The organism is Brevundimonas sp. SORGH_AS_0993 (genome assembly GCF_030818545.1).
Classification (GTDB): domain Bacteria; phylum Pseudomonadota; class Alphaproteobacteria; order Caulobacterales; family Caulobacteraceae; genus Brevundimonas.
This window is the reverse complement of sequence record NZ_JAUTAH010000001.1, coordinates 5,001-28,115: the sequence shown is the minus strand read 5'-3', so window position 1 is coordinate 28,115 and position 23,115 is coordinate 5,001. Positions and strand designations below refer to the sequence as shown.

General features: G+C 66.5%; 18 protein-coding genes, 1 tRNA gene, 2 rRNA genes and 3 pseudogenes (1 of these 24 cut by a window edge). 12 read left to right on the top strand and 12 right to left on the bottom strand.

Annotation, left to right across the window (positions count from 1 at the left end):
• The first annotated feature begins 54 nt into the window (after positions 1 to 54).
• Together cydD and QE389_RS00135 are read left to right on the top strand one after the other, a co-directional pair.
• On the top strand, positions 55 to 1,659 hold the full coding sequence (cydD, locus tag QE389_RS00140; RefSeq protein ID WP_307363486.1) for a thiol reductant ABC exporter subunit CydD: 1,605 nt from the start codon (positions 55 to 57) through the stop codon (positions 1,657 to 1,659).
• Entirely contained in the window at positions 1,656 to 3,377 is a 1,722-nt protein-coding gene (locus tag QE389_RS00135) for an amino acid ABC transporter ATP-binding/permease protein (RefSeq protein ID WP_307363485.1), read from the top strand. Before cydD ends, QE389_RS00135 begins: the two co-directional genes overlap by 4 nt.
• A gap of 61 nt (positions 3,378 to 3,438) precedes the next feature.
• On the opposite strand, the gene QE389_RS00130 is transcribed toward QE389_RS00135, so the two are convergent.
• The 4 genes from QE389_RS00130 to QE389_RS00115 form a co-directional block, all read right to left on the bottom strand.
• Positions 3,439 to 4,089 carry a cyclic nucleotide-binding domain-containing protein gene (locus tag QE389_RS00130; protein ID WP_307363483.1) on the bottom strand — a complete coding sequence of 217 codons (651 nt, stop codon included), beginning with the start codon at positions 4,087 to 4,089 and terminating at the stop codon, positions 3,439 to 3,441.
• A 145-nt stretch (positions 4,090 to 4,234) separates the two neighbouring features.
• Positions 4,235 to 5,665 carry a UdgX family uracil-DNA binding protein gene (locus QE389_RS00125; protein ID WP_307363481.1) on the bottom strand — a complete coding sequence of 477 codons (1,431 nt, stop codon included), beginning with the start codon at positions 5,663 to 5,665 and terminating at the stop codon, positions 4,235 to 4,237.
• On the bottom strand, positions 5,665 to 6,906 hold the full coding sequence (locus QE389_RS00120; RefSeq protein WP_307363480.1) for a putative DNA modification/repair radical SAM protein: 1,242 nt from the start codon (positions 6,904 to 6,906) through the stop codon (positions 5,665 to 5,667). Before QE389_RS00120 ends, QE389_RS00125 begins: the two co-directional genes overlap by 1 nt.
• Positions 6,907 to 7,023: 117 nt before the next feature.
• Positions 7,024 to 7,977, bottom strand: a complete 954-nt coding sequence (locus QE389_RS00115) for a LysR family transcriptional regulator (protein ID WP_307363479.1) — start codon at positions 7,975 to 7,977, stop codon at positions 7,024 to 7,026.
• 41 nt (positions 7,978 to 8,018) lie between these two features.
• Here QE389_RS00115 and QE389_RS00110 point away from each other — a divergent pair, with 41 nt between their 5' ends.
• Positions 8,019 to 9,206, top strand: coding sequence for an MFS transporter (locus tag QE389_RS00110; protein WP_307363477.1), 1,188 nt, complete (start codon positions 8,019 to 8,021; stop codon positions 9,204 to 9,206).
• Positions 9,207 to 9,308: 102 nt separating this feature from the next.
• Here QE389_RS00110 and QE389_RS00105 read toward each other — a convergent pair whose 3' ends face one another.
• On the bottom strand, positions 9,309 to 10,244 hold the full coding sequence (locus QE389_RS00105; protein ID WP_307363475.1) for a GlxA family transcriptional regulator: 936 nt from the start codon (positions 10,242 to 10,244) through the stop codon (positions 9,309 to 9,311).
• 93 nt (positions 10,245 to 10,337) lie between these two features.
• On the opposite strand from QE389_RS00105, the gene QE389_RS00100 reads away from it, so the two are divergent.
• Together QE389_RS00100 and QE389_RS00095 are read left to right on the top strand one after the other, a co-directional pair.
• Complete coding sequence (locus QE389_RS00100; RefSeq protein ID WP_307363473.1) at positions 10,338 to 10,853, top strand: cysteine hydrolase family protein; 516 nt, start codon at positions 10,338 to 10,340, stop codon at positions 10,851 to 10,853.
• 153 nt (positions 10,854 to 11,006) lie between these two features.
• Positions 11,007 to 11,386, top strand: a pseudogene (locus QE389_RS00095) (transposase); the annotation flags it as partial.
• A gap of 41 nt (positions 11,387 to 11,427) precedes the next feature.
• Here QE389_RS00095 and QE389_RS00090 read toward each other — a convergent pair.
• Positions 11,428 to 11,712 carry a DUF2218 domain-containing protein gene (locus QE389_RS00090; RefSeq protein WP_307363471.1) on the bottom strand — a complete coding sequence of 95 codons (285 nt, stop codon included), beginning with the start codon at positions 11,710 to 11,712 and terminating at the stop codon, positions 11,428 to 11,430.
• A gap of 298 nt (positions 11,713 to 12,010) precedes the next feature.
• Here QE389_RS00090 and QE389_RS00085 point away from each other — a divergent pair, with 298 nt between their 5' ends.
• Positions 12,011 to 14,131: a TonB-dependent siderophore receptor gene (locus QE389_RS00085; protein ID WP_307363469.1), complete on the top strand. Its 2,121-nt coding sequence runs from the start codon at positions 12,011 to 12,013 to the stop codon at positions 14,129 to 14,131.
• 10 nt (positions 14,132 to 14,141) lie between these two features.
• Here the strand turns inward: QE389_RS00085 and QE389_RS00080 are convergent, their stop codons facing one another.
• Positions 14,142 to 15,122 (bottom strand): AraC family transcriptional regulator, encoded by a 981-nt coding sequence (locus tag QE389_RS00080; RefSeq protein ID WP_307363466.1) that lies wholly within the window; start codon positions 15,120 to 15,122, stop codon positions 14,142 to 14,144.
• Positions 15,123 to 15,311: 189 nt separating this feature from the next.
• Between QE389_RS00080 and fepB the strand changes: the two genes are divergently transcribed.
• From fepB to QE389_RS00055, 5 genes are all read left to right on the top strand, one after another.
• The gene (gene fepB, locus QE389_RS00075) at positions 15,312 to 16,301 is read left to right on the top strand and encodes a Fe2+-enterobactin ABC transporter substrate-binding protein (RefSeq protein WP_307363464.1); all 990 of its coding nucleotides are present in this window, start codon (positions 15,312 to 15,314) and stop codon (positions 16,299 to 16,301) included.
• The gene (locus QE389_RS00070) at positions 16,298 to 17,362 is read left to right on the top strand and encodes an iron ABC transporter permease (RefSeq protein ID WP_307363462.1); all 1,065 of its coding nucleotides are present in this window, start codon (positions 16,298 to 16,300) and stop codon (positions 17,360 to 17,362) included. The genes fepB and QE389_RS00070 overlap by 4 nt, the downstream gene beginning before the upstream one ends.
• Before the next feature lie 97 nt (positions 17,363 to 17,459).
• Positions 17,460 to 18,419: an iron chelate uptake ABC transporter family permease subunit gene (locus QE389_RS00065; RefSeq protein WP_307363460.1), complete on the top strand. Its 960-nt coding sequence runs from the start codon at positions 17,460 to 17,462 to the stop codon at positions 18,417 to 18,419.
• Between the two features lie 4 nt (positions 18,420 to 18,423).
• Complete coding sequence (locus QE389_RS00060; RefSeq protein WP_307363458.1) at positions 18,424 to 19,272, top strand: ABC transporter ATP-binding protein; 849 nt, start codon at positions 18,424 to 18,426, stop codon at positions 19,270 to 19,272.
• Positions 19,269 to 20,573, top strand: coding sequence for an NtaA/DmoA family FMN-dependent monooxygenase (locus QE389_RS00055; RefSeq protein WP_307363455.1), 1,305 nt, complete (start codon positions 19,269 to 19,271; stop codon positions 20,571 to 20,573). The genes QE389_RS00060 and QE389_RS00055 overlap by 4 nt, the downstream gene beginning before the upstream one ends.
• A gap of 199 nt (positions 20,574 to 20,772) precedes the next feature.
• On the opposite strand, the pseudogene QE389_RS00050 reads toward QE389_RS00055, so the two are convergent.
• Together QE389_RS00050 and QE389_RS00045 are read right to left on the bottom strand one after the other, a co-directional pair.
• Positions 20,773 to 21,529: pseudogene (locus QE389_RS00050) on the bottom strand (IS5 family transposase).
• A 61-nt stretch (positions 21,530 to 21,590) separates the two neighbouring features.
• Positions 21,591 to 21,776 (bottom strand): annotated as a pseudogene (locus QE389_RS00045) (transposase); the annotation flags it as partial.
• Here QE389_RS00045 and QE389_RS00040 point away from each other — a divergent pair.
• Positions 21,699 to 22,082 (top strand): P1 family peptidase, encoded by a 384-nt coding sequence (locus tag QE389_RS00040; RefSeq protein ID WP_307363453.1) that lies wholly within the window; start codon positions 21,699 to 21,701, stop codon positions 22,080 to 22,082. The pseudogene QE389_RS00045 and the gene QE389_RS00040 sit on opposite strands and share 78 nt — an antisense overlap.
• Positions 22,083 to 22,212: 130 nt before the next feature.
• On the opposite strand, the gene QE389_RS00035 is transcribed toward QE389_RS00040, so the two are convergent.
• The 3 genes from QE389_RS00035 to QE389_RS00025 form a co-directional block, all read right to left on the bottom strand.
• A tRNA-Met gene (locus QE389_RS00035) sits at positions 22,213 to 22,289 on the bottom strand.
• A gap of 88 nt (positions 22,290 to 22,377) precedes the next feature.
• Positions 22,378 to 22,492: ribosomal RNA gene (rrf, locus tag QE389_RS00030) — 5S ribosomal RNA — on the bottom strand.
• An 85-nt stretch (positions 22,493 to 22,577) separates the two neighbouring features.
• Positions 22,578 to 23,115: ribosomal RNA gene (locus QE389_RS00025) — 23S ribosomal RNA — on the bottom strand (it continues 2,241 nt past the right edge of the window).

The window sequence follows — 23,115 nt, the reverse complement described above, 5'->3', positions numbered from 1 at the left end:
GACGGCGTTCCGCCCAATGGCGCGCGGCGACGGCCGGGCGCTGGAGTTCCGTCGATGACCGCCATCTCGTCCGCCCCGCTCGCGCCCGCCGCCTGGCTGAAACAGACCGGCCGTACCTGGCGTCGACCGGCGATGTTGGCGGCCGTCCTGACCATCGCCGACGTCCTGCCCGCCATCGGCTTCGCCGCCGGCCTGGCCCTGGGCGTGGACAGGTTCGCCCAATCGCCGGCCGCCGCCGCGCCTTGGCTGGCCCTGGCGGCGATCAGCCTTATCGCGCGCGGCCTGCTGGGCCAGGCCGCCGTCGCGGTCGGCGCGCGTCTAGGCCGGGTGGTGAAGCAGGATGTGCGCGGTCGGCTTCTGGCCGACATGTTCGGGCAGGGCCGACGATCCGGCGAGCGATTGACCGCCCTGGTCGAGGGGGTGGAGGCGCTGGACGGCTACTACGGCCGGTTCGCGCCCCTGCGTCTGGCCGCCGGCCTGTCGCCCCTGCTGATCGTCGCCGCCGCGGCCGTGGCCAGCCCGGTTTCGGCGGGCGTCCTGCTGTTCACCCTCCTGCCCTTCGTCCTGGGCATGATCCTGGCCGGCACGGCCGCCGCCAGCGAGAGCCGACGTCAGTTCCAGGCGCTGGAGCGGCTGTCGGGCCTGTTCATCGACCGCGTCCGCGCCTTGCCCGCCGTCCTGGCCTTCGGCGCGACGGATCGTATAACCGCCCAGATCGCCACGGCCTCCGACGAACTGGAGCGCCGCACGGCTCGCGTCCTGCGGATCGCCTTCGCCTCTTCCGCCGTGCTGGAGTTCTTTTCGGCCCTGTCGGTCGCCCTGATCGCCGTCTATTGCGGCTTCAACCTGCTGCGGCTGCTGCCCTTTCCAGTTCCTGAGACGCTGGACCTGGGCCGGGCCTTCTTCGTCCTGGCCCTGGCGCCCGAGGTCTATCAACCGCTGCGCCGGCTCGCGGCCGCCTATCACGACCGCCAGGCCGCAGAGGCCGCCGCCCCCGCCCTGGTCACGCCCGACCGTCCAGCGCCCATGCGACTGAAGCTGGGCGAGACGGCGCCGTCGATCCGATTTCAGGCCGTCAGCGTCGCCTATGACGGCGCGGCGCCGGTGATCGCGGACTTCGACCTGGATGTCCGGCCCGGCCAGATGGTCGCCCTGGTCGGGGCCAGCGGCGCGGGCAAGTCCAGCCTGCTCCACCTCTTGCTGGGCCTGTCGCCCCTGACCGCCGGCGCGGTCGAGATCGGCGGGGTCCGGCTGGGCGACGGCGTCGATCTGTCGGGCCAGATCGCCTGGGCCAGCCAGGCGCCGGTCGTCGTGCCCGGCTCCCTGGCCCACAATGTGGCCGTGGCCGATCCGGCCGCCTGCCCCGGCCGCGTCAAGGCCGCGGCCCAGACCGCCGGCCTGACAGGCGATCTAGAGCGCCTGATCGACGAACGCGGCGGGGGCCTGTCCGGCGGCGAACGCCGTCGCCTGGGCCTGGCCCGCGCCATGTTGAAGCGCGCGCCGGTCCTGTTGCTGGACGAGCCGACCGCCAACCTGGACCCGGCGTCCGAACAGGCTGTGCTGGCGGTGATCCGCGAGGCGGCGCGCGGGCGCACGACCCTGATCGCCACCCATTCCACCGCCGTCGCGGCCCTGGCCGATCGCGTGGTGCGGCTGTGAGCGTCCGGCCCCCCGCCCAATCCTCGGGCCGCTCCTCTGGCCGGTCCTCTGGCCGGTCCTCTGGCCGTATCGCCGCCCTGATCGCGGCCCAGCGCCAGGTCCAGCGTCGACGCCTGCGTCTGGCCGCCGCCGCCGGGGCCGTCGTCTCGGTGGCCGCCGTGGGCCTTCTGGGCCTGTCGGGCTGGTTCATCACCGGGGCGGCCTTCGCCGGGGCGGCGGGCGGCCTGGCGGTCCAGAACTTCAACTATCTGACGCCCAGCGCCGTCATCCGCCTGTTGGCAATCCTGCGGACGGGCGCCCGCTACATCGAACGGGTCGCCGGCCATGAGGCGGCGCTGAAGGCTCTGGCCCGCCTGCGGCCCCAGTTGTTCCAGGCCCTGGCCTCGGCCCCGCCCGAGCGCGCCCTGGCCCTGTCGTCGGGCGAGGCATCGGCCCGCCTTGTTCAGGACGTGGACGCGGTCCAGACCCTGTTCGTGCGGCTGTCGTCGCCCTGGGCTCTGGGCGCCGGCGCGGTCGCCTCGATCCTCCTGGCCGCGATGGCGGCGCCCCTGGCCGGTCTGATCCTGCTGGCGTCGATGGGCCTGGCCTCGGGCGGGGCGACGCTGATCGCCCGCCGTCTGGCCGATCCCGCCGGCCGCGCGGCCCAGGTCGCGGTGGCCCGTCTGAAGGACCGGCTGTCGGCTTTGGAGGCCGTCTCGCCCGAGCTGAAGGCCTACGCCCTGGACGGCTGGGCGACGCAGCAGATCGTAGAGGCGGCTGATGTCCGCGACCGCGCCCTGATCGACCAGGCCCAGGCCGGCGGCTGGATGGCGGTCTGGCAGGCGGGCGTGACGGCCTTGTCGGTCGCCGCCGTCGTGCCTGCGACCCATGGCGCGCCCCTGCCCCTGACGGCCCTGGCGGCCCTGGCGACCGTCATGGGTCTGGAATCTTTCGCCGGTCTGATCGGCGCCCTGCACCAGAACGGCGCGGCGGCCGAGGCGCAGGAACGGCTGGACGCCGTCCTTTCGGAAAGCGAACCCGGAACGCGCGCGGCTCCACGGGACGAGACGCCGCCCAACGAGACCCTGCGCGTGGCCGGACTGGCGACGGGCCTGCATCCCCCGGCGCGACTGGGCCTGTTCGGCGCCTCGGGCGTCGGCAAGACCACCCTGGTCGAGCGGCTGATCGGCCTGCGTTCCGCCTGCGAAGGCGAAGCCTGGCTGGGCGGCATCGACATTGCGGGCCTGTCGCCGGACGCGCGACGCCCCCTGTTCGCCTGTGCCGCCCAGGACGTGCGACTGATGGACGGCACGATCCGCCAGAACCTGGCCCTTGCCGGTCGCGTGGACGAGCCGGCCATGTGGCGGGCGCTGGACGACGCCGCCTTGGCCGCGCGCGTGCGCGCCGATCCCCTGGGCCTGGACGCCCCGGTCGGCGCCAACGGCGAGCGGTTTTCGGGGGGCGAGCGACGTCGGCTGGGTTTGGCGCGCGCCTATCTGCGGGACGCGCCCTGGCTGGTTCTGGACGAGCCGACCGAGGGGCTGGACGCCGCAACCGAGGCGCGGGTTCTGGCCGCCCTGACCCGTCGCCTGTCCGAACGCCGTCAGGGCCTGATCCTGATCAGCCACCGTCTGGCGCCCCTGACCGTCTGCGATCTGCGTCTGCGGATAGAGGGACTGGACGCCCAGGGTCGGGTCCGCCTGACGCGCCAGGCCGATTCCGTTCCGGCGGACGCCTGACCCTGGAGCCTGATCCGCTGAGGGAAAATCGCTATGCGATTCCGTCTAAAACGATCAGGCTCTAGGCTTCGCCCTCGGCGAGGGCGCGCAGGCGTTCCGGCTGTTCGACCCGCAGTTCGTGCAGGGACAGCAGCCGTATGACCCCCGCCGTCTTCAGCTTCGTCAGGCCGCGACTGACCGTCTCTATGGTCAGGCCCAGATAGTCGGCCATCTCGGCGCGGGTCATCGGCAGATGGACATGGTCGTCCTCCTGCGGCCGGGCCGGGTCCAGGTCGGGCAGGTCCAGCAGGAAGGAGGCGATCCGTTCCTGCGCCGACTTGCGCCCCAGAAGCAGCATCTGGTTCTGCGCCGCCGCCAGTTCGTGCCGTGCGCGCTCCAGCAGGGCCGATCCCAGGACCGGCGTCTCCTGCAACAGCGCCAGATAGTCCGCCCTGCGGAAGCGGCACACGGTCGTGTCCTCGATGGCCTCGGCCGAAAAGGCGTAGGTCGGCCCCGTGGCCAGGCCCACGAAGTCCCCGGCGAACAGAAAACCCGTGATCTGGCGCCGCCCATCCGGCAGCAGCTTGTAAATTCGCAAGGAGCCGGACGTGACATTGAACAGGTGATCGGCGCGCTCGCCCTCGCGCGCCAGCACCTCGCCCGCGGCGAACCGGGTCTGTTCGGCGATGGCGTCCAACTGGGCCAGATCCGCGGGCGGCAGGCTGTCGCACACGCTGAAGGCCCGCGCGCCGCAGGTGGCGCATGCGGCATCGCGTCGCCGCTGCGCGCATTCGACCGGAAGAGAGCGAAGTTCCAACATCGACCCAACGATACGCTGCCTCGGCCCCGGCGCAAACCGGGGACGAACCGTCACGCCTTCAGACGGCCTGAATCGCCGTTCTCAGGTCGCGCACGAACAGCGCCCGCTCCCGCGCCCTGGCCTCCGCATCGGGCAGACGCAGCAGATAGGACGGGTGGACCGTCATCAGGACGCGCGCCCCGTCGGCCTGGACCATGACCGCGCCCCGCTCGGCTTGTACGGCAACCTTTCGTCCCAGCACCGCCAGGCCCGCCGTGGCGCCCAGGGCCAGAATCAACCGCGGCTTCACCAGCTTACGTTCATGGTCCAGCCACCAGCGGCAGGCCTGGACCTCGCCAGCATTCGGCGTCCTGTGCAGGCGGCGCTTTCCGCGCGGTTCGTGCTTGAAGTGTTTGACGGCGTTGGTCAGGTACAGCGCGTCTCGGTCCAGCCCCGCCTCGGCCATCGCCTGGTCCAGCAACTGGCCCGCCGGGCCGACGAAGGGCCGACCGGCCAGGTCTTCCTGATCTCCGGGCTGTTCGCCCACCACCATCAGTTCGGCCGTCTTGGGGCCGACGCCACAGACCCCTTGCGTCGCATCGCGCCACAGCGGGCAGCGGCGGCACCCCTGCACCCCGCGCGCCAGGTCGGCCAAGGTGTCGGGAACCAGATCGTCGGTCGCGGCCCGATCCACCAGGGGCGCTCGGGCGCGTTGGAACCGCGCATTGGGCTGGGGCGTGGGCCGAGACACCATGACATCGGTGCGAACCGACGCAGCCGCCGTCAGTTCCGGGATCAGCGCCGCCTCGGGTAGGTTTTTCCAATATTGTTTCGGCATCTCCGAGCGCATCGCCTTCGGCTTCAGTCGCGCCGGGTTGAAGGTGGAGGCGTAGTAGGTGCGCCAGAATTCCTCCATCTCGTCTTCGGCCGGCGCCTGGCTGCGATCCACGGCCGGGCCGAACCGCATCAGGTCGCCGTCCCAGGACGCCGTCCCATCCGGGGTCAGGATCGACCACCGCATGGTGCTGAACCGCCGCGCGAAAAAAGGCGCCGTCGACTGCAGAACCCGATGGGCGGGCTCGAACCAGGCGACCCAGTGTTCGCCCCGCGCATCCTCGGACTGACGAAAGCGGACGAAAGCCTTCATCTTGTGGGCCGCCCGCCGCACCCCCTTCATCCGGTCGGCGGCTTCGGCGACGTCGGAATCGGACAGGACGGCCATCAGGTCCGGCTGCTCCTTCAGCCGCCACAGAAGACGATACATCAGGTCGAACCGATCCTCGGACCGATGCTGGATCAGGTTTTGCGCCGCCTCGACGAAGGCGCGGGGCGCGGTGAAGGCGCCGCCCACCTCGGCCGGGGGTCCGTTACCCTCCTCGAACAGGGCCCCCTGGCCCGCGGCGACGACGAACCGCGCCATCGCCGGCTCCACCCCTGCCAGGCGAAAGGCCCGCGCCGCCCTCCGCCACCCGTCGAAATCCAGCGGATCGGCCAGGATCGCCGTGCGCATCAGAACAGGCTCAACTGTTCGACCTTGGCGCGCGGGGCCAGCCGCGCCCGCAGATCGGCTGCGTCCGTCAGCCCGCCGGGCGTCCAGTCCAGCGCCGTGATCCACGGCCGCACCGCCTCGATGGACCGTGTCAGCCGCCCTACGTCCTGCAGCCTCAGCGTCCGATACCGCCTGACCGACAGAATCCGGTCCACCGCCTTCACCCCCAGCCCCGGCACCCGCAGCAGGGCCTCGCGCGCCGCCTTGTTCACATCGACCGGAAACGCCTCGCGCCGCCGCAGCGCCCAGGCCAGTTTCGGATCGACCGCCAGGTCCAGCATGCCGTCGTCGGCGCCCTCCCCGATCTCGGGCGCGCTGAAGCCATAGAACCGCATCAGCCAGTCGGCCTGATACAGCCGATGCTCGCGCATCAGCGGCGGCTTGGTCGGCGGCAACAGGCTGGACCCGTCCGGAATGGGACTGAAGGCGGAATAATAGACCCGGCGCAGGCCATAGCCGCCGTAAAGCGATGCGCTGCGCGCCATGATTTCGGTGTCCGGCGCCCCGTCCGCCCCGACGATCAGCTGGGTCGATTGACCGGCCGGCGCAAAGGCGGGCGGGCGTTTTCGGTCCCGTCGTTCGGGCCGGGCCTCCTCCAGCTTCAACCGCACCTGGCCCATGGCCTTCCGGATGGTCCGTGCATCCTTCTCGGGCGCCAGCCGCCCCAGCGCCTCGTCACGCGGCAGTTCGATATTGGCCGACAGACGGTCGGCGTAGAGCCCCGCCAGCTCCACCAACCGCGCATCCGCCTCGGGGATCAGCTTCAGATGGATGTAGCCGCGAAAGTCGTGATCTTCACGCAGCCGCCGCGCCACCTCGACCAGTTGCTCCATCGTATAGTCGCCATTGCGGATGACGCCCGACGACAGGAACAGGCCCTCGATATAGTTGCGCCGATAGAAGGCCAGCGTCAGATCCACCACCTCCTCGACCGTGAACCGCGCCCGCTCCACGTTCGACGACACCCGATTGATGCAATAGGCGCAGTCGTAGATGCAGAAGTTGGTCAGCAGGATTTTCAGCAGGCTGACGCAGCGCCCGTCCGGCGTATAGGCGTGGCAAATCCCCATCCCCTCGGTCGACCCCACGCCCTTGCCCCCCAGCGAGTTTCGCTTTGTGGATCCCGACGACGCACAGGACGCATCATATTTGGCCGCATCCGCCAGAACCGCCAGCTTTCGTCGAAGATCGATCTGCGCCATTTGTTCATGATATGTTCTTTGTGCAGATCAAGCCAGCGTCACGTTAGTTTTTTGATCTTGAGCCCCTCGCCGGATCGCCGCTCGGTGCTTTGACCTATGCCGCCGCCGCCTCGCCGGCTACACCTGCATGTCGCGCATGGCGTCGATGAAGACGCGCATTTTCGGCGGCGCATCCGGCAAAGCGCGCAGGATCAGGATCGGCGAAGCTTCCCGTGTCGGCTCGTCGAAGAGCATAGTCAGCCGCTCCCCCGCGATGTCCGACGCGACGACCCAATTCGGCAGCATGGCCAGGCCGATCCCGGATAGAGCAGCCTGCCTTTGCGCTTCGAACTCATCGCAGCGGAAGATGCGGGCGCTGTCGGTCAGTTCGACACCCGCGCTCGTGACACGCGACCAGCCGATATCGGGAAGTTCACGCGCCTTGCCGATCCTTCTGTGATCCGCGACGGCCTCAATCGTTGCCGGTCGGCCATAATGATCGAGATAGGACGGAGCCGCGCAGATCATCCAGCGCTGGCTGCCGATGCGGGTTGCGATCAAACCGCTGTCCACCTGATCTCCGACACGGATCGCGACATCGCACCGCTCTGTGGCGGGATCGGAGAGGCGCTCGGTCAGTTCGAGTTCGATCCCGAGGTTCGGCCAGGTCTCCAGGAGCTTCGCCACCACGGGAATGACGTGAAGGCGGCCAAAGGTCGGCAGGCAGCTGACGCGCAAGACACCCGTGGGTCTTTCATCGAAAGCGCTAATCTCCGATCGCGCGTCGACCAATCGGTTGATGACGTCCTGGGCGCGGCCGAGCAGCTTCATGCCCGCATCGGTAAGCGTCAAAGCGCGAGTGGAGCGGACGAAGAGCTTCGCCTGAAGATCGGCCTCCAGCGCGTCGATCCTGCGGACGATGGAGGATACGGCCACGCCCCGTTTGCGCGCCGCAGCGGAGAAGCTGCCGCGATCCGCGACCTCGACGAACAATTCCAGGTGAGCGGCGTAACGCGCGAAGTCCATCTTTGCATAGTGCGCAAGAATGTTGAGCGAGAAAGGGCGATTATCCGCAAAGGCCGAAAGGCGCAAACACGGCCGTCCTCTTTATCCGAGACCTGCCCATGTCATCCTTGGTCGATCGCAAGGATCCGGCGGCCGATCCGCTGTCTCCAGCCACCATCTTCCTGATGGCGGCCGCCTGCGCCTTCGCCGTCGCGACTCTCTATTACAATCAACCGCTGCTGCCCGAGATGGGCGCCAGCTTTGGCCGATCTGGTTCCGATGCGGGCCTTCTCGCTACGGCGACCCAGCTCGGTTATGCGGGCGGGCTCGTCCTGTTCGTACCCTTGGGCGACCGGATTGATCGCAAGCGGCTGATCCTGACCCTGCTGGCGTTCAACATGGCGAGCCTCCTGGCCGTCGCCTTTGCGCCGACCTTTGCCGCGCTGATCGCCGCCAGTGTCGCCGTCGGCCTCACGGCCGTGATGGCGCAGGTCATTATTCCCGCCATCTCGGGACTGGCCGCGCCGGAGGTGCGAGGGCGTATCGTCGGCTCTCTTCTTTCGGGCCTGTCGGCGGGACTCCTGTTCGCGCGAACGCTGTCCGGCGTCGTCGGCGGCCATGCGGGCTGGCGCACCATGTTTCTGGTCGCGGTCGGAATCGACGCCGTGCTGATGGCGATCGTGATCTTCCGGCTGCCCCGGACCCCGCCCAGCACGACGCTGCCCTACCTGTCGCTGTTGTCTTCGCTTGGCGACCTGATCCGCAGGGAACCCGTCCTGCGCGCCGCCTGCCTGGCCGGTTTCCTGATGTTCGCGGCCTTCTCGGCATTGTGGGGATCGTTGGCGACGCTGCTCGCCGAAGAGCCCTACCGGTTCGGCCCGGACATGGCGGGCGCCTTCGGCTTCGTCGGCCTTGCCGGGCTCTTGGCCTCGCCCTGGATCGGTCGGGCCGTCGATCGTCTGGGCGCCCCTCTCGTGCTTCGCATCGGGGCGCTCACGGTGCTGCTCGCCTTCCTGCTGGTCATCGAAGCGGGCTCACATATCGGCTTCCTGATCGCCGCGATGATCCTGCTCGATATCGGCAATCGTGCTGGCCTGATCGCCAACCAGAGCCGCATCTACACTCTGGCGGCCGAGGCGCGAAGCCGGCTGAATACGGTGTTCATGAGCAGCTATTTTCTAGGCGGCGCGACGGGCGCCGGCGTCGCGGCCCATCTCGCACAGCGCTTCGGATGGTACGGGCTTGCCGCGACCGGAATCGCCTTCGCCCTATGCGCTTCGATGATGGCGCTTGCCGCAAAGCACCCCGGCGCCTGATCCGATAGATTGCAGCACAGCGGCCTGCCGGTCCTTTACGGTCGCAGTGATAAAAAACCTCGAACTAGGCGCGTTCAACAAGAAGCCGGAGGCGTAGAGCGCCTATAATAGTCTTTGTCGGGCGAGCCATTGTGACGGCGTCACGCCCAACTCCGTTCGGAACGCCTGCCTCAAGGCCTGTGCGTCTGGAAAACCACAGCGGAGCGCTATATCGGCAAGGCCGCGCGCTCCACCGGCCAGCAGATCCTGCGCCCGCGCGATACGCACCTGTTTCAACCAGGCGCCGAGGCTGCCGCCGGTTCGGGCTTGAATATGACGGGTCAGACTGCGGCGGCTCATGCCGGCACGGTTCGCCAGGTCGTCCAGCCGGGGCGATGCGGACGGGTCGGCGCGCAGTTCTTCCAGGATTTCCGTAACGCGCCGATCCGCCGATGAGCCGAGCGCCGGCCGTGCGATGAGTTGCGGTTGCTTGCCCATCCGTTGCGGCGCCACCACCAGATGGCGGGCCACGCGATGCGCCTCTGTCACGCCAGATAGGCGAGCCATCAGATGCAGGCAGCAATCGAGACCGGAGGCGATGCCCGCAGAGGTCAGAATTCGCCCCTCATCGACGAACAGCGCGCCGGGATCGACCGTCACCAGAGGGTAGCGATCCGCAAAGGTTTCGGCGCGCGCCCAGTGGGTCGTCGCCCGCCGCCCATCTAGCAGACCCGCCTCCGCCAGACCGAAGGCGCCGAGGCAAAGGCCGACCACGATGGCGCCCCGGCGGTTGGCTGCTTGCAATTCAGCGAGAAGATCGGGGGACACCGGCTCGTCCGCGTCCCGCCACCCCGGCAGGATCACCACATCGGCATTGCTGGCGGCATCGAGCGAACAGGGCGCGTCGATCGCCAAACCTCCGGTCGCCGTGAAACGCCTCTTGTGAGCGCAGACATCGACGGTGTGACCGCCCGCGACGAACGGCTCTCCAAAGACGGCCAATGGCGTGGAGAGCATGAAGGAACTGATCCGGTCATAGGCGAGGACGGCGATGCGCATTGGCCCGAATTATACGAATACTGTCCATCCAGCCAATCCGACGGGACGCGATGATCGCCTATTCGAGAAGCGGACAGCAAAGGAACCGCTCCAATGACCCGTACCCTTCTCGTCATCGACATCCAGAACGACTACTTCGCCGGCGGCGCGCTGCCCTTGTGGCAGGCCGCAGAAACCGAGGCGCGCATCGTCGCCGCAATCGGCAAGGCCCGCGCGGCCGGCGACCGCGTCGTCCTAATACAGCATGTGTCAAAAGCCCCGGCAGGCCCGTTTCTTCCCGATACTGCGGGCGTTGCGATCCGCCCGGCGATTCTGAAAGCCGCCGACGGCGCACCGATCGTCACCAAGTCCTATGCCGATGCTTTCCAGGACACCGATCTTCCCACCCACCTGAGCGGAAGCCGCACGCTCCTGGTCGCCGGCATGATGACGCAGAACTGCGTCGTGTTCACCGCCCTGTCGCGGTCGGCCGATGCGTTCGACGTGCAGGTCGTTCCCGATCTCTGCACCGCACCGGCGGAAATCGTCCATCGGATCGCGCTCAATGCACTCGGCTCCAAGCTCGCATTGCGGAATGCCGAAGACGTCTGGAGGATCGAAGGCCGCTGATGCGACGTTCATTCCGTGTTCGATCCTCGACCGCTTCGATCCGATGCTCTCGGCACATCCTCGTTGATCTCCTGTCGAAGCTTCGGCCCTTTGATCGTCCCCCGCTTTGGTGGACACCCATGCTAGCTTTTCGGAGCTGGAGAGGAGTGTCTGATGAGTGTTCAACGCCGGAACTTCCCGGGTTCTTTCAAGCGGGAGGCTGTTGATCGGGTCGCCAGCAGTGGGCTGAGCGTCGGTGCTGTGGCCAGAGAGTTGGGATTGCATGAGACGGTGCTGCGTCGATGGATGACGCAGTTCGGGGTGCAGGCGACGGGGACGTCGCGGCGCCCCACAACGCAGGCGTCGTCCCCGTCGCCGTCGGATCTGGCGGCGGAGTTGGCCCGGTTACGACGGGAGAACTCGCGGCTCCGGATGGAGCGGGACATCCTAAAAAAAGCCGCGCTCATCTTCGGAGCGGCCTCCCGATGAAGTTCGGGTTCGTCGATGGGCATCGTCAGGTCTGGCCGGTTCGCGTGATGTGCGCGGTCCTCGGGTTCGGTCGGCAACCGCTAATCGCAAGGCTCGCCCTGAGCCTCTATGGCCGCCAGGTGAACTCCAGCGGTGCCTCCCTGAAGGCAAAGCTGTCCACATGTGACTGAACGACGTCTCGCATACGCAGGACGCCTTCAGGGCTCTCGCCCTGGAGCAGGATTTCGAGCGCCTCGGGGAAGGCGTTCAGGGTCAGGCGCGCTTCCGGCAGGGCCACCACAGCGTGATCCGGCGTGAAGTCCACCTCGAACCGGTGCGCCCAGTGTTTGCAGAGTTGTTGCAGGTATCTAGCGGCGTTCTGGGTGGGGACGCGAGCGAGGGTCTCGGGCATGTCATCTCCTGTCATTCCCCCTCGGTTAGCGCCCGTCACAACCGGTCGCGTGTCGTCTGGACGCTGATCTGCATCTGGCGACAGCAATCCTTCAGCCTGACATAGCCGCCGCTATTGCCGAGCTTGGCCAATCATCAGTATTGCGAAACATTCTCAATAAAGGTCAGCCATGCGCCCGCAGCACGCCGTCCCCCCTATCCGCAGCCAGCGCCTCTCCGGGCCGGCATTGTGTTCTTCGGCCAGCGCCCTCGCCCTGGTTTTCGCCGTAGCGTCGCCGGCTCTAGCCCAGAACGCGCCATTGACGCAGAGCGCCCAAGCCGATGCAGACGCGCAGGAGATCGAGGAGATCGTCGTCAACGCTTATCGCACCGCCGAATCCGTCGGCGCTGCGACCAAGACCCAGGCCGCGCTGATCGACACGCCGCAATCGGTCTCGGTGATCACGCGCGACGAACTTGACGCGCGCGGCGTGCAGAACCTCAACGAAGCGACCCGCTATGTCGCCGGGGTCCTGCCGGAAAGCTCGGGCATGGATAACCGGATCGACGACATGTACATCCGCGGCTTCGACGCGGGCGGTTTCGCCAGCAATGTGATGCTGGACGGGCTCCGGATGCCCTCTGACAGTAGTTCGAGCTGGAACCACGCTTCGATCAACACCTGGAACATGCAGCAGGTGGAAGTCGTGAAGGGCCCTTCAAGCGTTCTCTATGGTCAACTCGCCCCCGGCGGCATGGTCAACCAAGTCAGCAAGACGCCGGTCGCGGGCCAGGCGCAGGTGCTGCAGCTGACGGCTGACGCCAACGGCAAGTACCAGATCGCCGGCGATGTTGGCGGCGGGCCCGCGGACAGTCAGGTTCAGGGGCGGCTCGTCGCCTTCTTCAAGGATGGGGGAACCCAGCTTGATCATGTCGATCATCAGCAATGGCTGGTGGCGCCCAGCGTCGAGTTCAAGGCCAATGACGGCAACACCCGGCTGACGCTCCTGGGCCTATATCAGGAGGACAGTGGCGGCAGCACATTCCAGTTCCTGCCCTACCAGGGTTCTGTCATCCACGCGAAGAACGGCTATATTGACAACCAGACCTTCCTGGGCGAGCCGAACTGGAACGTCTATGATCGCACCGTCTGGTCGGCGGGTTACCAGTTCGAGCATCGCTTCACCGACGCCCTGACCCTGAGCCAGAACGGGCGCGTGATGCATGTGGACTCCCTCTATCGCGCCACGGTGGTCTACGGCGTTCGCGGTCAGACGGTCACCAATCCCAACACTCTCAGAGACGGAAGAATTCTGCCCCGTCGCGCCGTGCAGGGGCAAGGAGACTCCGACGGCTATACAATCGACACCCGGCTAGCCGGGAAATTCTCGACCGGCGCGTTCGAGCACGCCGTACTGGCCGGCGTCGATTGGCAACAGACCGACTGGACATTCTTGCGCAAACAGGCCGTCGTGTCGCAGACCGCGATCCAGATCGACGTCTATGACCCGGTCTATACCAACTATGATTTCGCCCCGACCCTTGTGAATCAGGTCGGCACGAACGAAACCGACCGACAAACCGGCGTCTATCTCCAGGATCAGATCAAGTCGGGGAAATGGCGTCTGACCCTGGGCGGCCGCTACGACTGGGCCAACCTTAACGCGCTCAACACCCTGACCAATGTTCGCGTGAAGACCAAGAACGAGGCGTTTTCCGGACGGGCGGGGTTGCTTTACGCCTTCGACAACGGCCTCTCGCCCTATGTGAGCTATTCCCAGTCGTTCCAGCCTACGCCCGGCACGGCGCGCGACGGCGGCGCCTTCAAGGCCATCACCGCCGACCAGTGGGAAACCGGTCTCAAGTACGAGCCCCAGGCCATCGACGGCATGATCACCCTCTCGGCCTACGAACTGCACCAGGACAACGTCCTGACCGCCGATCCGTTGAACTCGGCGACCGAGGCCTATCAGGTCCAGACCGGCCAGGTCCGCATTCGCGGGCTGGAGCTGGAGGGGCGCGTGACGCCGCTCGAGGGCCTGAGCCTGATCGGAGCGGGGACCTTGTTCGACTCAAAGGTCACCCGCGACACCACCAACCAGGGTCACGACATGATCCGCGTGCCCGACTGGATGGGATCGTTCTGGGCGGACTACACTTTTGATCGCGGCCCGGCGCATGGGCTGAGCGTGGCGGGCGGCGTTCGCTATGTTGACAGCACCTATGGCGATCTGGCCAACACCCTGGCGATCAACGCCTATCAGTTGTTCGACGCGGCCGTGCGCTATGACCTAGGCCAGGTCGGCGGCGCCCACGCCGTTCTGGCCCTGAACGGCAGCAACCTGGCCGACAAACGGTATGTCGCCACCTGCTCGGCGCTGACCTCCTGCTATTACGGCACGGGCAGGACGCTCACGGCTTCGCTGAAGCTCAGCTGGTGAGTGACCGCCGTCACTGGCCGGCGCGGCCTTCGGCAGAAGGCGGCCGGCCGAAATGGCGCCTGTAGGCCGCGGTGAAGGCCGCCGGACTGGTGAAACCGACCCGATAGCCAGACTCGGCTATGCCAAGGCCATGGTCCAGGATCAGCTCGCGGGCCATCTCCAGACGCCGGTCGCGCACATAGCCGAACAGGGTCGTGCCGAACGCGGCCTTGAAGCTGGCCTGCAAGGTCGTCAGGTTGATTCCCACCCGCCGGGCCAGTTCAAGCGAACTCGGGGGATGGGCCAGGGAGGCGTCGAGGATGACCCGGGCCTCGCTGGCGCGTTGGTAGTTCCGGCGTCCGATCCGTCGAACCGCCCGCTCCTCGTCGCGGAGCAGGATTGCGGTCTCGAACACAAATTGCAGCGCATGGGTTTCGGCGAATAGATCGCCCAGCCGCCCTCCATAGGGATTGTCCAGAAGCCGGTGTGCGATCTGCGTCAGCCGATGCGAAGCAGGCAGCGCTGTGCTGTGAAATCCGGGACGCAGATAGTCGTGCAGAACGGCCAGACCGTCCTCGTCCACCACATCGCCGAAGCGTTCTAGGAACCGGGGCGTCAAGGTAAAGCCCGCGCCCCTGCTTTTCGCCCCGGCCCGCCAGGTGCGGCCGCAAGGGGTCGACTGTCCGAACCCCATGACGAACGGTCGGTTCAGCGCCTGTCTGGCGGGGAGATAGCCGTCCAGCACGATCGGCGCCACATCGCCGATCAGCACAAGGCCACAGCTGAGCGAGCGCTCCTTGTCGGCGTCGAAGGCGCAGTTGGAAAGATAGGTGAGGTCGTGGGTGTTCACGATCAGGCCGGTCTGCACCTCGCGCGCCCACAAGGCTCCCGTCACGACGGTGGACGGATCGGCGTGCCCCTCCGCTCGAGGCACCGGCAGGGACCGTCGATGAGCCTCGCCCAGCACCTGCGAGATCGATAACCGGCTTTCAGCGCTTGGGGTGGGATGCATCCGCTTGGTCTTCAATCGTCCTAAAGGGCCTCGCACCGCGCGAGACGCCGGATCCGCCGCTGCGATCTCGCGACAGCATTTCCCGATCTGACCAAAGCCAAGACGGTTGATCCAGCCGATCCGCAATCGCTAATGATAACCACTCGCGAATTCAAGGCGTCTGTTCGGCGCCGGCCGATTGGAAACCACATGTTTGCCGCTCGATCGTCACGCTCGATCCGGATTCTCGGGCTTATCGTCTTGATGGCGGCGCTGGGCTTGGCGGCCTGTAATCAAAGACCGGCCCAGACCGGAGCTCCGGCCGAAGTGCAGACCGGCGGCGAGTGGCCTCGTCGCTTCGCCAATGCCGACGGCACCTTCACCGCCATTTCCGCCAAGCCGCGCCGCATCCTGTCGACATCGACCTCGATCACGGGAACCCTGCTGGCGATCGATGCGCCGGTCGTCGCCAGCACATCGGCGGCCAACGGCGTCTTTTTCGCGCAATGGGCCGACGTCGCCGACGCGCGCGGCGTTGAGAACGTCTGGCCCGCAGGCAGTATCGACCTCGAGGCGGCTCAGTCCGTGAGGCCGGATCTGATCGTGGTGTCCACTGGAGGGGCGGACTCGACGCGCGAGCATCTCGCCGAGCTTCAGGCCATAGCCCCCACCATCGTCCTCGATTACGGCGGCCAGACCTGGCAAAGCCTTGCCGTCAAACTGGGGCAGGCCACCGGGCTCGAGGCGCAGGCCGCCGCCCGGATCGCCGACTTCGACCGCTATGTCGCCAACGCCAAGACGCGGATCGTTCCGCCTGCGGGCAGGGTCAACATCATCAGCTACAACGGGCCGGGCGCGCGCAATCCCATCGCGACGGGCGATGGGGCGCATGGGCAGTTGCTGCAAGCCATGGGTTTCATGGTCGAGAATCCGGACCCGCGCTGGCACAGCACGCCCGAGCCCCGCACCGATTTCGTGTGGTCGTCGTACGAGAACCTGACCAAGCTGAAGGCGGAGACGACGTTTCTGTTGCGGGTCGACGATAGCCGCTCCGCCGCCTTCCTGAACGATCCCGTCCTCGCCAACCTGCCGTCTGTCCGCAAGAAACAGGTCTATGGGCTTGGCGCCAACTCCTTTCGGATCGACTATTACAGCGGGACCGAAATTGTCGATGGTCTGACCAAGGCCTTCAAGCGGTGATCACGTCCCAAGCAGGACGTGGCGCTGTTGGCTCCCCGTGGGCTCACAGATCGGGAGGACCCGGCGTCGGCCTGATCCTGTGCTTGGTACTGGGCCTGCTTCTGTTGGCCCTAGTGGCTGCGGCCAGCCTGCTGCTGGGCGCACGCCCCATCGGCGCCGCCTCGGCCTGGAACGCCGTCGTCGCCTTCGATCCCACGAACAGCGATCATCTGCTGATCCGCTATCTGCGCCTTCCCCGGACTCTGGTGGCCATCGTGACCGGCGCGGCGCTGGGGGCGGCGGGCGTCGTCATGCAGGCCTTGACCCGAAACCCACTGGCCGAGCCTGGATTGCTGGGCGTCAACGCCGGCGCGGCCGCCGGAGTTGTAGTCGCCATCGCCGGCTTCGGCGGCTTGGGCGTCGCAGGCTCGATCTTTGGCGGCCTTGTCGGCGCGACGCTCGCCGGGCTCGCCGTCATCCTGCTGGGCGGGCTTATGGGCCGTTTTAATCCCGTGCGGCTGGTGCTGACGGGATCGGCTCTGTCGGTGATCCTGCTCGCACTCACCCAGATTATCACCGTCAACAGCGAGGCCGAGGTGTTTGATCGGTTCCGCCACTGGGCCGTCGGATCGCTGGAAGGCCGAGGTTATGAGGTTCTGACGCCGGTGACGGTCCTCGTCGGACTGGGTCTGGCCATCGCGGCGGCTCTCGCCCGCGATCTTGACGCGGTGGTTCTGGGCGATGATCTGGCAAGGGGCCTCGGGGCGAGCCCGGCCGTCGTCTGGGCGATGTCGTCGCTGGCCGTCATTCTTCTGGCCGGCGGGGCGACCGCCGCCGCCGGCCCCATCAGTTTTCTAGGCTTGGCTGCGCCCCATGTCGCCCGCGCGGTCGTGGGGCCGCGCCATCGCTGGCTCATCGTCTATGCGATGTTGACCGGCGCGGGCCTTATGCTCGCCGCCGATTGCGCTGGCCGGCTGATTGTTCGGTCCGGCGAAATCGATGTCGGCGTCATGGTCGCACTGATCGGCGCGCCCTTCTTCATCGCGTTGGTACGCAAAGGAAGGCTGTCGGGACATGCATGATCGCGCTTCATTTCGCGTGACCGCCAGCCTCGTGGGACCGGTATTGAGGGCGAACCGCATCACTGTGCGTCTGCACCCGCAAACGATGGCGGTCGCCTTGCTTCTCGTTCTGCTGACGGTCGGCCTGACCGCGGGTCTGCTGACCCTGGGGCGAATGGAGATCGCGCCGAGCCGGATCGCCGAAATCCTGTTCCGTGGCGGCGGAGAGGAAGGCGATCGCAGGATTATTCTGGGCCTTCGCCTGCCCAGGGCGGCGACGGGTTTCTTCGTCGGGGCGGCCCTTGGTGTTTCCGGCGCCGTCTTTCAGTCGGTGTCGCGCAACCCTCTCGGCTCGCCCGATGTGATCGGGTTCATGACCGGCTCGGCGACCGGGGCCATCGCCTGGATCATGCTGGTCGGGCAGCAGCCGCTGGGCATCGCGTCTGCGGCGGTTTGCGGCGGACTGGCCGCGGCGGCGATCGTCTATCTCTTGTCTCTGACGGGCGGCAGGATCGTCGGTGATCGGCTCGTGCTGGTCGGGATTGGCGTCGGCGCCGCCCTGGCCGCGCTAAATGGGTTGCTGCTATCGCAAGGAAAGCTCGACAGCGCGGTTCTGGCCAATCTCTGGCTCGCGGGTTCGCTCAACGCCCGCACTTGGGATCATGTAGTTCCGGTGATGACGGCCGTGGTCATCCTCACGCCGCTGGCCATGGCGCTGGCCCCTCGGCTTGCGATCATGGAGATGGGGGACGACCTCGCCCGCCAGCTTGGGATCGCAGTCGATCGTACGCGGCTGTTCGCCGTCGGGATCGGTGTGACCCTGGCCGCCCTGGCGACCGGCGCGGCGGGGCCGATCGCCTTCATCGCGCTCGCCGCGCCACAGTTGGCCAAGCGACTGAGCCTGTCGCGGGGCGTGCCCATCGCAACGGCGGCCCTGATGGGTGGAAGCCTTGTGCTTGTCGCCGATCTGATCACCCAGGCCCTGCCGTTTCACGCCACCCTCCCGATCGGCCGCATGACCGGCCTGATCGGCGGCGTCTATTTCCTTTGGCTGCTCAGCCGATCGCGCACGCTGTGACCTGATGCCCCACCCCGCAGACATACTCCTTCGCGGACAAGCCCTTGAGCTCTCCTATGGCCGGCGCGTGGTCTCGCGCGATCTGGACGTGGACATCCCGCTGGGCCAGATCAGCGTGATCATCGGCGCCAACGCCTGCGGAAAGTCGACTCTTCTGCGCGTCCTGTCACGGCTCTTGCCTCCCAGCGCCGGCCGGGTCTTCCTCGGCGGTCGAGACATCCGCGACTATGGTGCCAAGGCCCTGGCGCGCACCCTGGCCTATCTGCCGCAGTCGGCCAGCGCGCCGCATGGGGTTACGGCGGCGGACCTGGTCGCCCGTGGACGTTATCCGCATCAGACGCTGCTGCGGCAGTGGTCGGGGGCGGACGATCAGGCGGTGCGGCGCGCCATGGCCCAAGCGCAGGTGGCCGATCTGGCTGATCGTGTCGTCGACGAACTGTCCGGCGGTCAGCGTCAACGCGTCTGGCTGGCGCTCGTGCTCGCCCAGGAAACGCCCGTCCTGCTCCTTGACGAACCGACGACCTATCTGGACGTGGCCCACCAGTTCGAGGTGCTCGAACTCTGCCGAACCCTCAATCGCGACCACAGCAAGACCCTGGTGATGGTGTTGCACGACCTGAACCAGGCGGCGCGATACGCGGACCATGTCATCGCCATGCGAGACGGCGCCATTGTCGCCGCCGGCGCGCCGGACAAGGTTTTGACGCCCGAGCGGATCGACCAAGTCTTCGGCCTGGCCTGCATGGTCTTGCGCGATCCCGTCACCGGCACGCCGTTGATCGTCCCCACCCTGGGGAGCGGGCGCGGGGTCGCGCCGCAAACGGTTTCATCTTCACAAGCGGAGACTTCATGACCCGGTCGGGCAAGCTTTGTATCGGTCTGTCGCTGTCCATAACCTGGCTGAATGGCGAAGGCTGGCGGCGCCCCGACAGCGACGTCGAGAACATACATCGCGCCGAGTTCTACATCGACATCGCTAGGCGGGCGGAGGCGGCCAAGCTGGATTTCCTGTTCCGGCCCGACTCCCTCTTTTTGGACGCCTCACGGCTGTCCAGCGCGCCGGGGTTCAGCAGTCTAGATCCGAGCTTGCTCCTGACAGCGATCGCGCAGGAGACACAGCGTATCGGCCTTGTCTCGACCGCCTCGACCAGCTTCTACCCGCCCTATGTAGTGGCGCGGCAGATCCAGTCGCTCAACTGGTTGAGCCGGGGTCGCGCTGGCTGGAACGTCGTGACCTCGATGGACGGCAGCGACAATTTCAGCGACCAGCCCATGCTTTCGTCGGCGGAGCGATACGCCAGGGCGCGTGAGTTCACCGATGTCGTGCAAGCCCTGTGGGCCAGCTATCCTGACGAGGCGCTGGTGCTGGACCGCGCGAACGGCGTCTACGCCGATGCCGAGCGGGTGCGGCCGATCCATCATCGCGGCCGCCATTTCTCGGTCGAAGGCCCCCTGACCGTTCCGACCTATCCCAGCGCAAAGATTCCCCTCTTCCAGGCCGGGGCGTCGGAATGGGGACGGGATTTTGCGGCGCGTGTCGCCCATGGCGTTTTCGCCGCCGCGCCGGACATCGCCGCCGGCGTCGATCTGCGCGCCGATCTGCGCTCGCGGGCCGACGCTCACGGCCGCGATCCCAACGATCTGCGCGTTTTGCCGGGGCTAAGCCTGTTTCTGGGCGACACCGAGTCGGAGGCGCGCGACCTGTATGCGCAAACTCATGCCGGACAAAATCTGCAGCGCAAACAGGCCTATGTTCTCGAAAACTTGGGCCTGGATGTCGGCCCCCTGCCCGCCGACATGTCGATCACGCCGGACATGCTGTCTAAGTTGAACCGGCCCGTGCGCAGCCGCACCCATGCGGATCTGTTGCGAAGACTGATCGAACGCGAGACGCCGACGGTGAGCGAGCTTCTGGAGCGTCCGGAAGTCTCCGGGTCAGCGCATTGGCTGTTCGTCGGCACGCCACAGGACGCCGCCCGCGAAATCGCCCGGTGGTTCGAAGCGGGCGCCGGCGACGGCTTCATCGCCCTTCCTGGCGGGTCAGCGCGATCGATGGAGTTGCTGTTCGAAAACCTGATGCCGCACCTGATCGAGGACGGCCTTTTTGACGCTGACTATCGCGGCGGGAATTTTGCAGAGCATTTAGGAATCTAAGGCCTTGGAGTGCTCGAGAAACCCAGGGTTTCCCTCCTTCGAAAGAAGGCTAGGTTGAAGCGTCCGGCGCCAAAATCCGCCGATGCGACGGCATAGACCGGCTCCTCCTTTGCCACTGGGCAGCGACACCAATCTTCGGCGAGCCCCCCCAGCGGCTGGCCCGGCAGCATGGGATGACACATCGATCTAGGGTCCGGACTCATTTGGTCCATAGGGTGATGGCGGCGACGAGGCATAGCCCGGCGAGATAGTTTCTGGCGGTCTTGTCGTATCGGGTGGCGACGGCGCGGAAGTCCTTGAGGCGGCAGAAGGCGCGTTCGACGGCGTTGCGGAGCTTGTAGGCGGCGGGGTCGAAGGGGTGTCGGTTCACGCGGTTGATCGTGTTGGGGATCACCGGGGTCGTGCCGCGTTCGCTGAGCAGGCGGCGCAGGGCGTCGCGGTCTAGGCGCGGTCGGCCAACAGGCTCTGGCTGGGTCGGGCGGCGAGGATCAGGTCGGGGGCCGCGACGATGTCGGACGCCTGGCCGGGCGAGAGCTGGAGCACACGGGGCCGCCCGGCCTCATCCACCAGCAGATGGACCTTGGTGGTGCGGCCGCCGCGCGAACGGCCTATGGCCTGGAACGCGCCCCCCCTTTTGCGCCCGCCGCCGAGCGGTGCGCCTTGACCGAGGTCGAGTCGATCATCGCCACGACCGGCGGATCGGCCTCTGCGTTCAGCGCCGTCAGGATCCGCTGCCACAGGCCCCGCTTGCTCCAGCGGTTATAGCGATTGAACACCGTTGTGTACGGCCCATAGACATCCGGAAGCGCCCGCCAGGGACAGCCCTCGCGCAGCCGATGCACGATCCCCGAGATCACCCGACGATCATCCACCCGGCGCTTGCCCGTGTAGACCTTGGGCATGTGCGGCTCGATCACCGCCCACTGGGCGTCCGAGAGCCAAAAGTGATCCGCCATGTCAAAGCCTCTTCAGAAGCTTGAATCACAGCAGATCAATCAACTCAATTGGGTACGGACCCTAGGTCGTGGACTCATAAGCTCTGAGCCACAACCGGGTTGATGCGAGCAAGACGGCTGCCAAGAAGTTCCTTGCGAGTTTGTCGAAGCGCGTTGCGACCCGTCTGAAGTGCTTGAGCTTGCAGAAGAAGCGCTCGACCTGGTTGCGCTGGCGGTAGATCGCCGGGTCGATCCGCGCGAGAACACGACCATCGCCTGCATCGCCACCGACGTGGCCCTGACGCGGGTGGAATGCCAGCGCATGGCCATCATGGCCCAGGACGGCATGGCCCGCGCCATTCGCCCCAGCCACGCCCCCTTCGACGGCGACACCCTGTTCTGCCTGTCCACCGGCAAGAAACAGATCGACAACCCGGCGCTGCGCCAGGTCGCGGTTGCCCAGCTGGGCAACGTCGCCGCCGACGTCCTGGCCCGCGCCGTGGCGCGCGGCGTCTATCACGCCACCAACTATCAGGGCGCCGCCGGCAAGACCTGGCGAGAGCTGTCGGTCTAGATTTTTCAGCGCGTCGATTTCGCGGCGAGGGGCCTGGGCGAAGCGCGGTTGTTGCTGACGTTTCTGGACTGTGTGTGGTCCAGAAACGTCGACACCCCCGTCGCTTACGCGGCGGGGGTGTCGGTGTCGGTGGGTGCGGGAGCAGGATTTGAACCTGCGACCTTCAGGTTATGAGCCTGACGAGCTACCGGGCTGCTCCATCCCGCGTCGAAGGGGTGGATCGGAAGGAAGAGTGCGTTCGAGAAGGCCGAGTGTATCGGCTGTATTGGTCTTCATTTCGTTGTCCGCCTGGTAGACCCGGCGGCGACCTACTCTCCCGCGCCTTAAGACGAAGTACCATTGGCTCTGGAGGGCTTAACGACCGAGTTCGGAATGGGATCGGGTGGGGAACCTCCGACATAGCCACCAGGTCAACGAGGCGGACAGCGGAATGAAGAGAAGACATTGTCTGGATCGTTCGGGTCTGAACGATCATCGAATGAGTTTTGCTGAGAAACGATCAAACCGATCGGATTATTAGTACCAGTAAGCTTCATGGGTCGCCCCACTTCCACACCTGGCCTATCAACGTGGTAGTCTTCCACGATCCTCAGCGAAGCCTTGTTTTGAGGTTAGTTTCCCGCTTAGATGCTTTCAGCGGTTATCTATTCCATACTTAGCTACCCTGCTGCACAGCTGGCGCCATGACAGGTACACCAGAGGTATGTCCATCCCGGTCCTCTCGTACTAGGGACAGATCCTCTCAAGCTTCGAACACCCACGGCAGATAGGGACCAAACTGTCTCACGACGTTCTGAACCCAGCTCACGTACCACTTTAAATGGCGAACAGCCATACCCTTGGGACCTGCTCCAGCCCCAGGATGTGATGAGCCGACATCGAGGTGCCAAACTTTGCCGTCGATATGGACTCTTGGGCAAAATCAGCCTGTTATCCCTAGAGTACCTTTTATCCGTTGAGCGATGGCCCTTCCACTCGGGACCACCGGATCACTATGGCCGACTTTCGTCTCTGCTCGACTTGTCAGTCTCGC

Bases quoted from the DNA above. Each gene is read 5' to 3' on its own strand.
- fepB (WP_307363464.1), top strand. From the start codon at position 15,312: ATGTTTGCCGCTCGATCGTCACGCTCGATCCGGATTCTCGGGCTTATC.
- QE389_RS00125 (WP_307363481.1), bottom strand. From the start codon at position 5,665: ATGCGCACGGCGATCCTGGCCGATCCGCTGGATTTCGACGGGTGGCGG.
- QE389_RS00100 (WP_307363473.1), top strand. From the start codon at position 10,338: ATGACCCGTACCCTTCTCGTCATCGACATCCAGAACGACTACTTCGCC.
- QE389_RS00090 (WP_307363471.1), bottom strand. From the start codon at position 11,712: ATGCCCGAGACCCTCGCTCGCGTCCCCACCCAGAACGCCGCTAGATAC.
- cydD (WP_307363486.1), top strand. From the start codon at position 55: ATGACCGCCATCTCGTCCGCCCCGCTCGCGCCCGCCGCCTGGCTGAAA.
- QE389_RS00055 (WP_307363455.1), top strand. From the start codon at position 19,269: ATGACCCGGTCGGGCAAGCTTTGTATCGGTCTGTCGCTGTCCATAACC.
- QE389_RS00080 (WP_307363466.1), bottom strand. From the start codon at position 15,122: ATGCATCCCACCCCAAGCGCTGAAAGCCGGTTATCGATCTCGCAGGTG.
- QE389_RS00105 (WP_307363475.1), bottom strand. From the start codon at position 10,244: ATGCGCATCGCCGTCCTCGCCTATGACCGGATCAGTTCCTTCATGCTC.
- QE389_RS00060 (WP_307363458.1), top strand. From the start codon at position 18,424: ATGCCCCACCCCGCAGACATACTCCTTCGCGGACAAGCCCTTGAGCTC.
- QE389_RS00120 (WP_307363480.1), bottom strand. From the start codon at position 6,906: ATGGCGCAGATCGATCTTCGACGAAAGCTGGCGGTTCTGGCGGATGCG.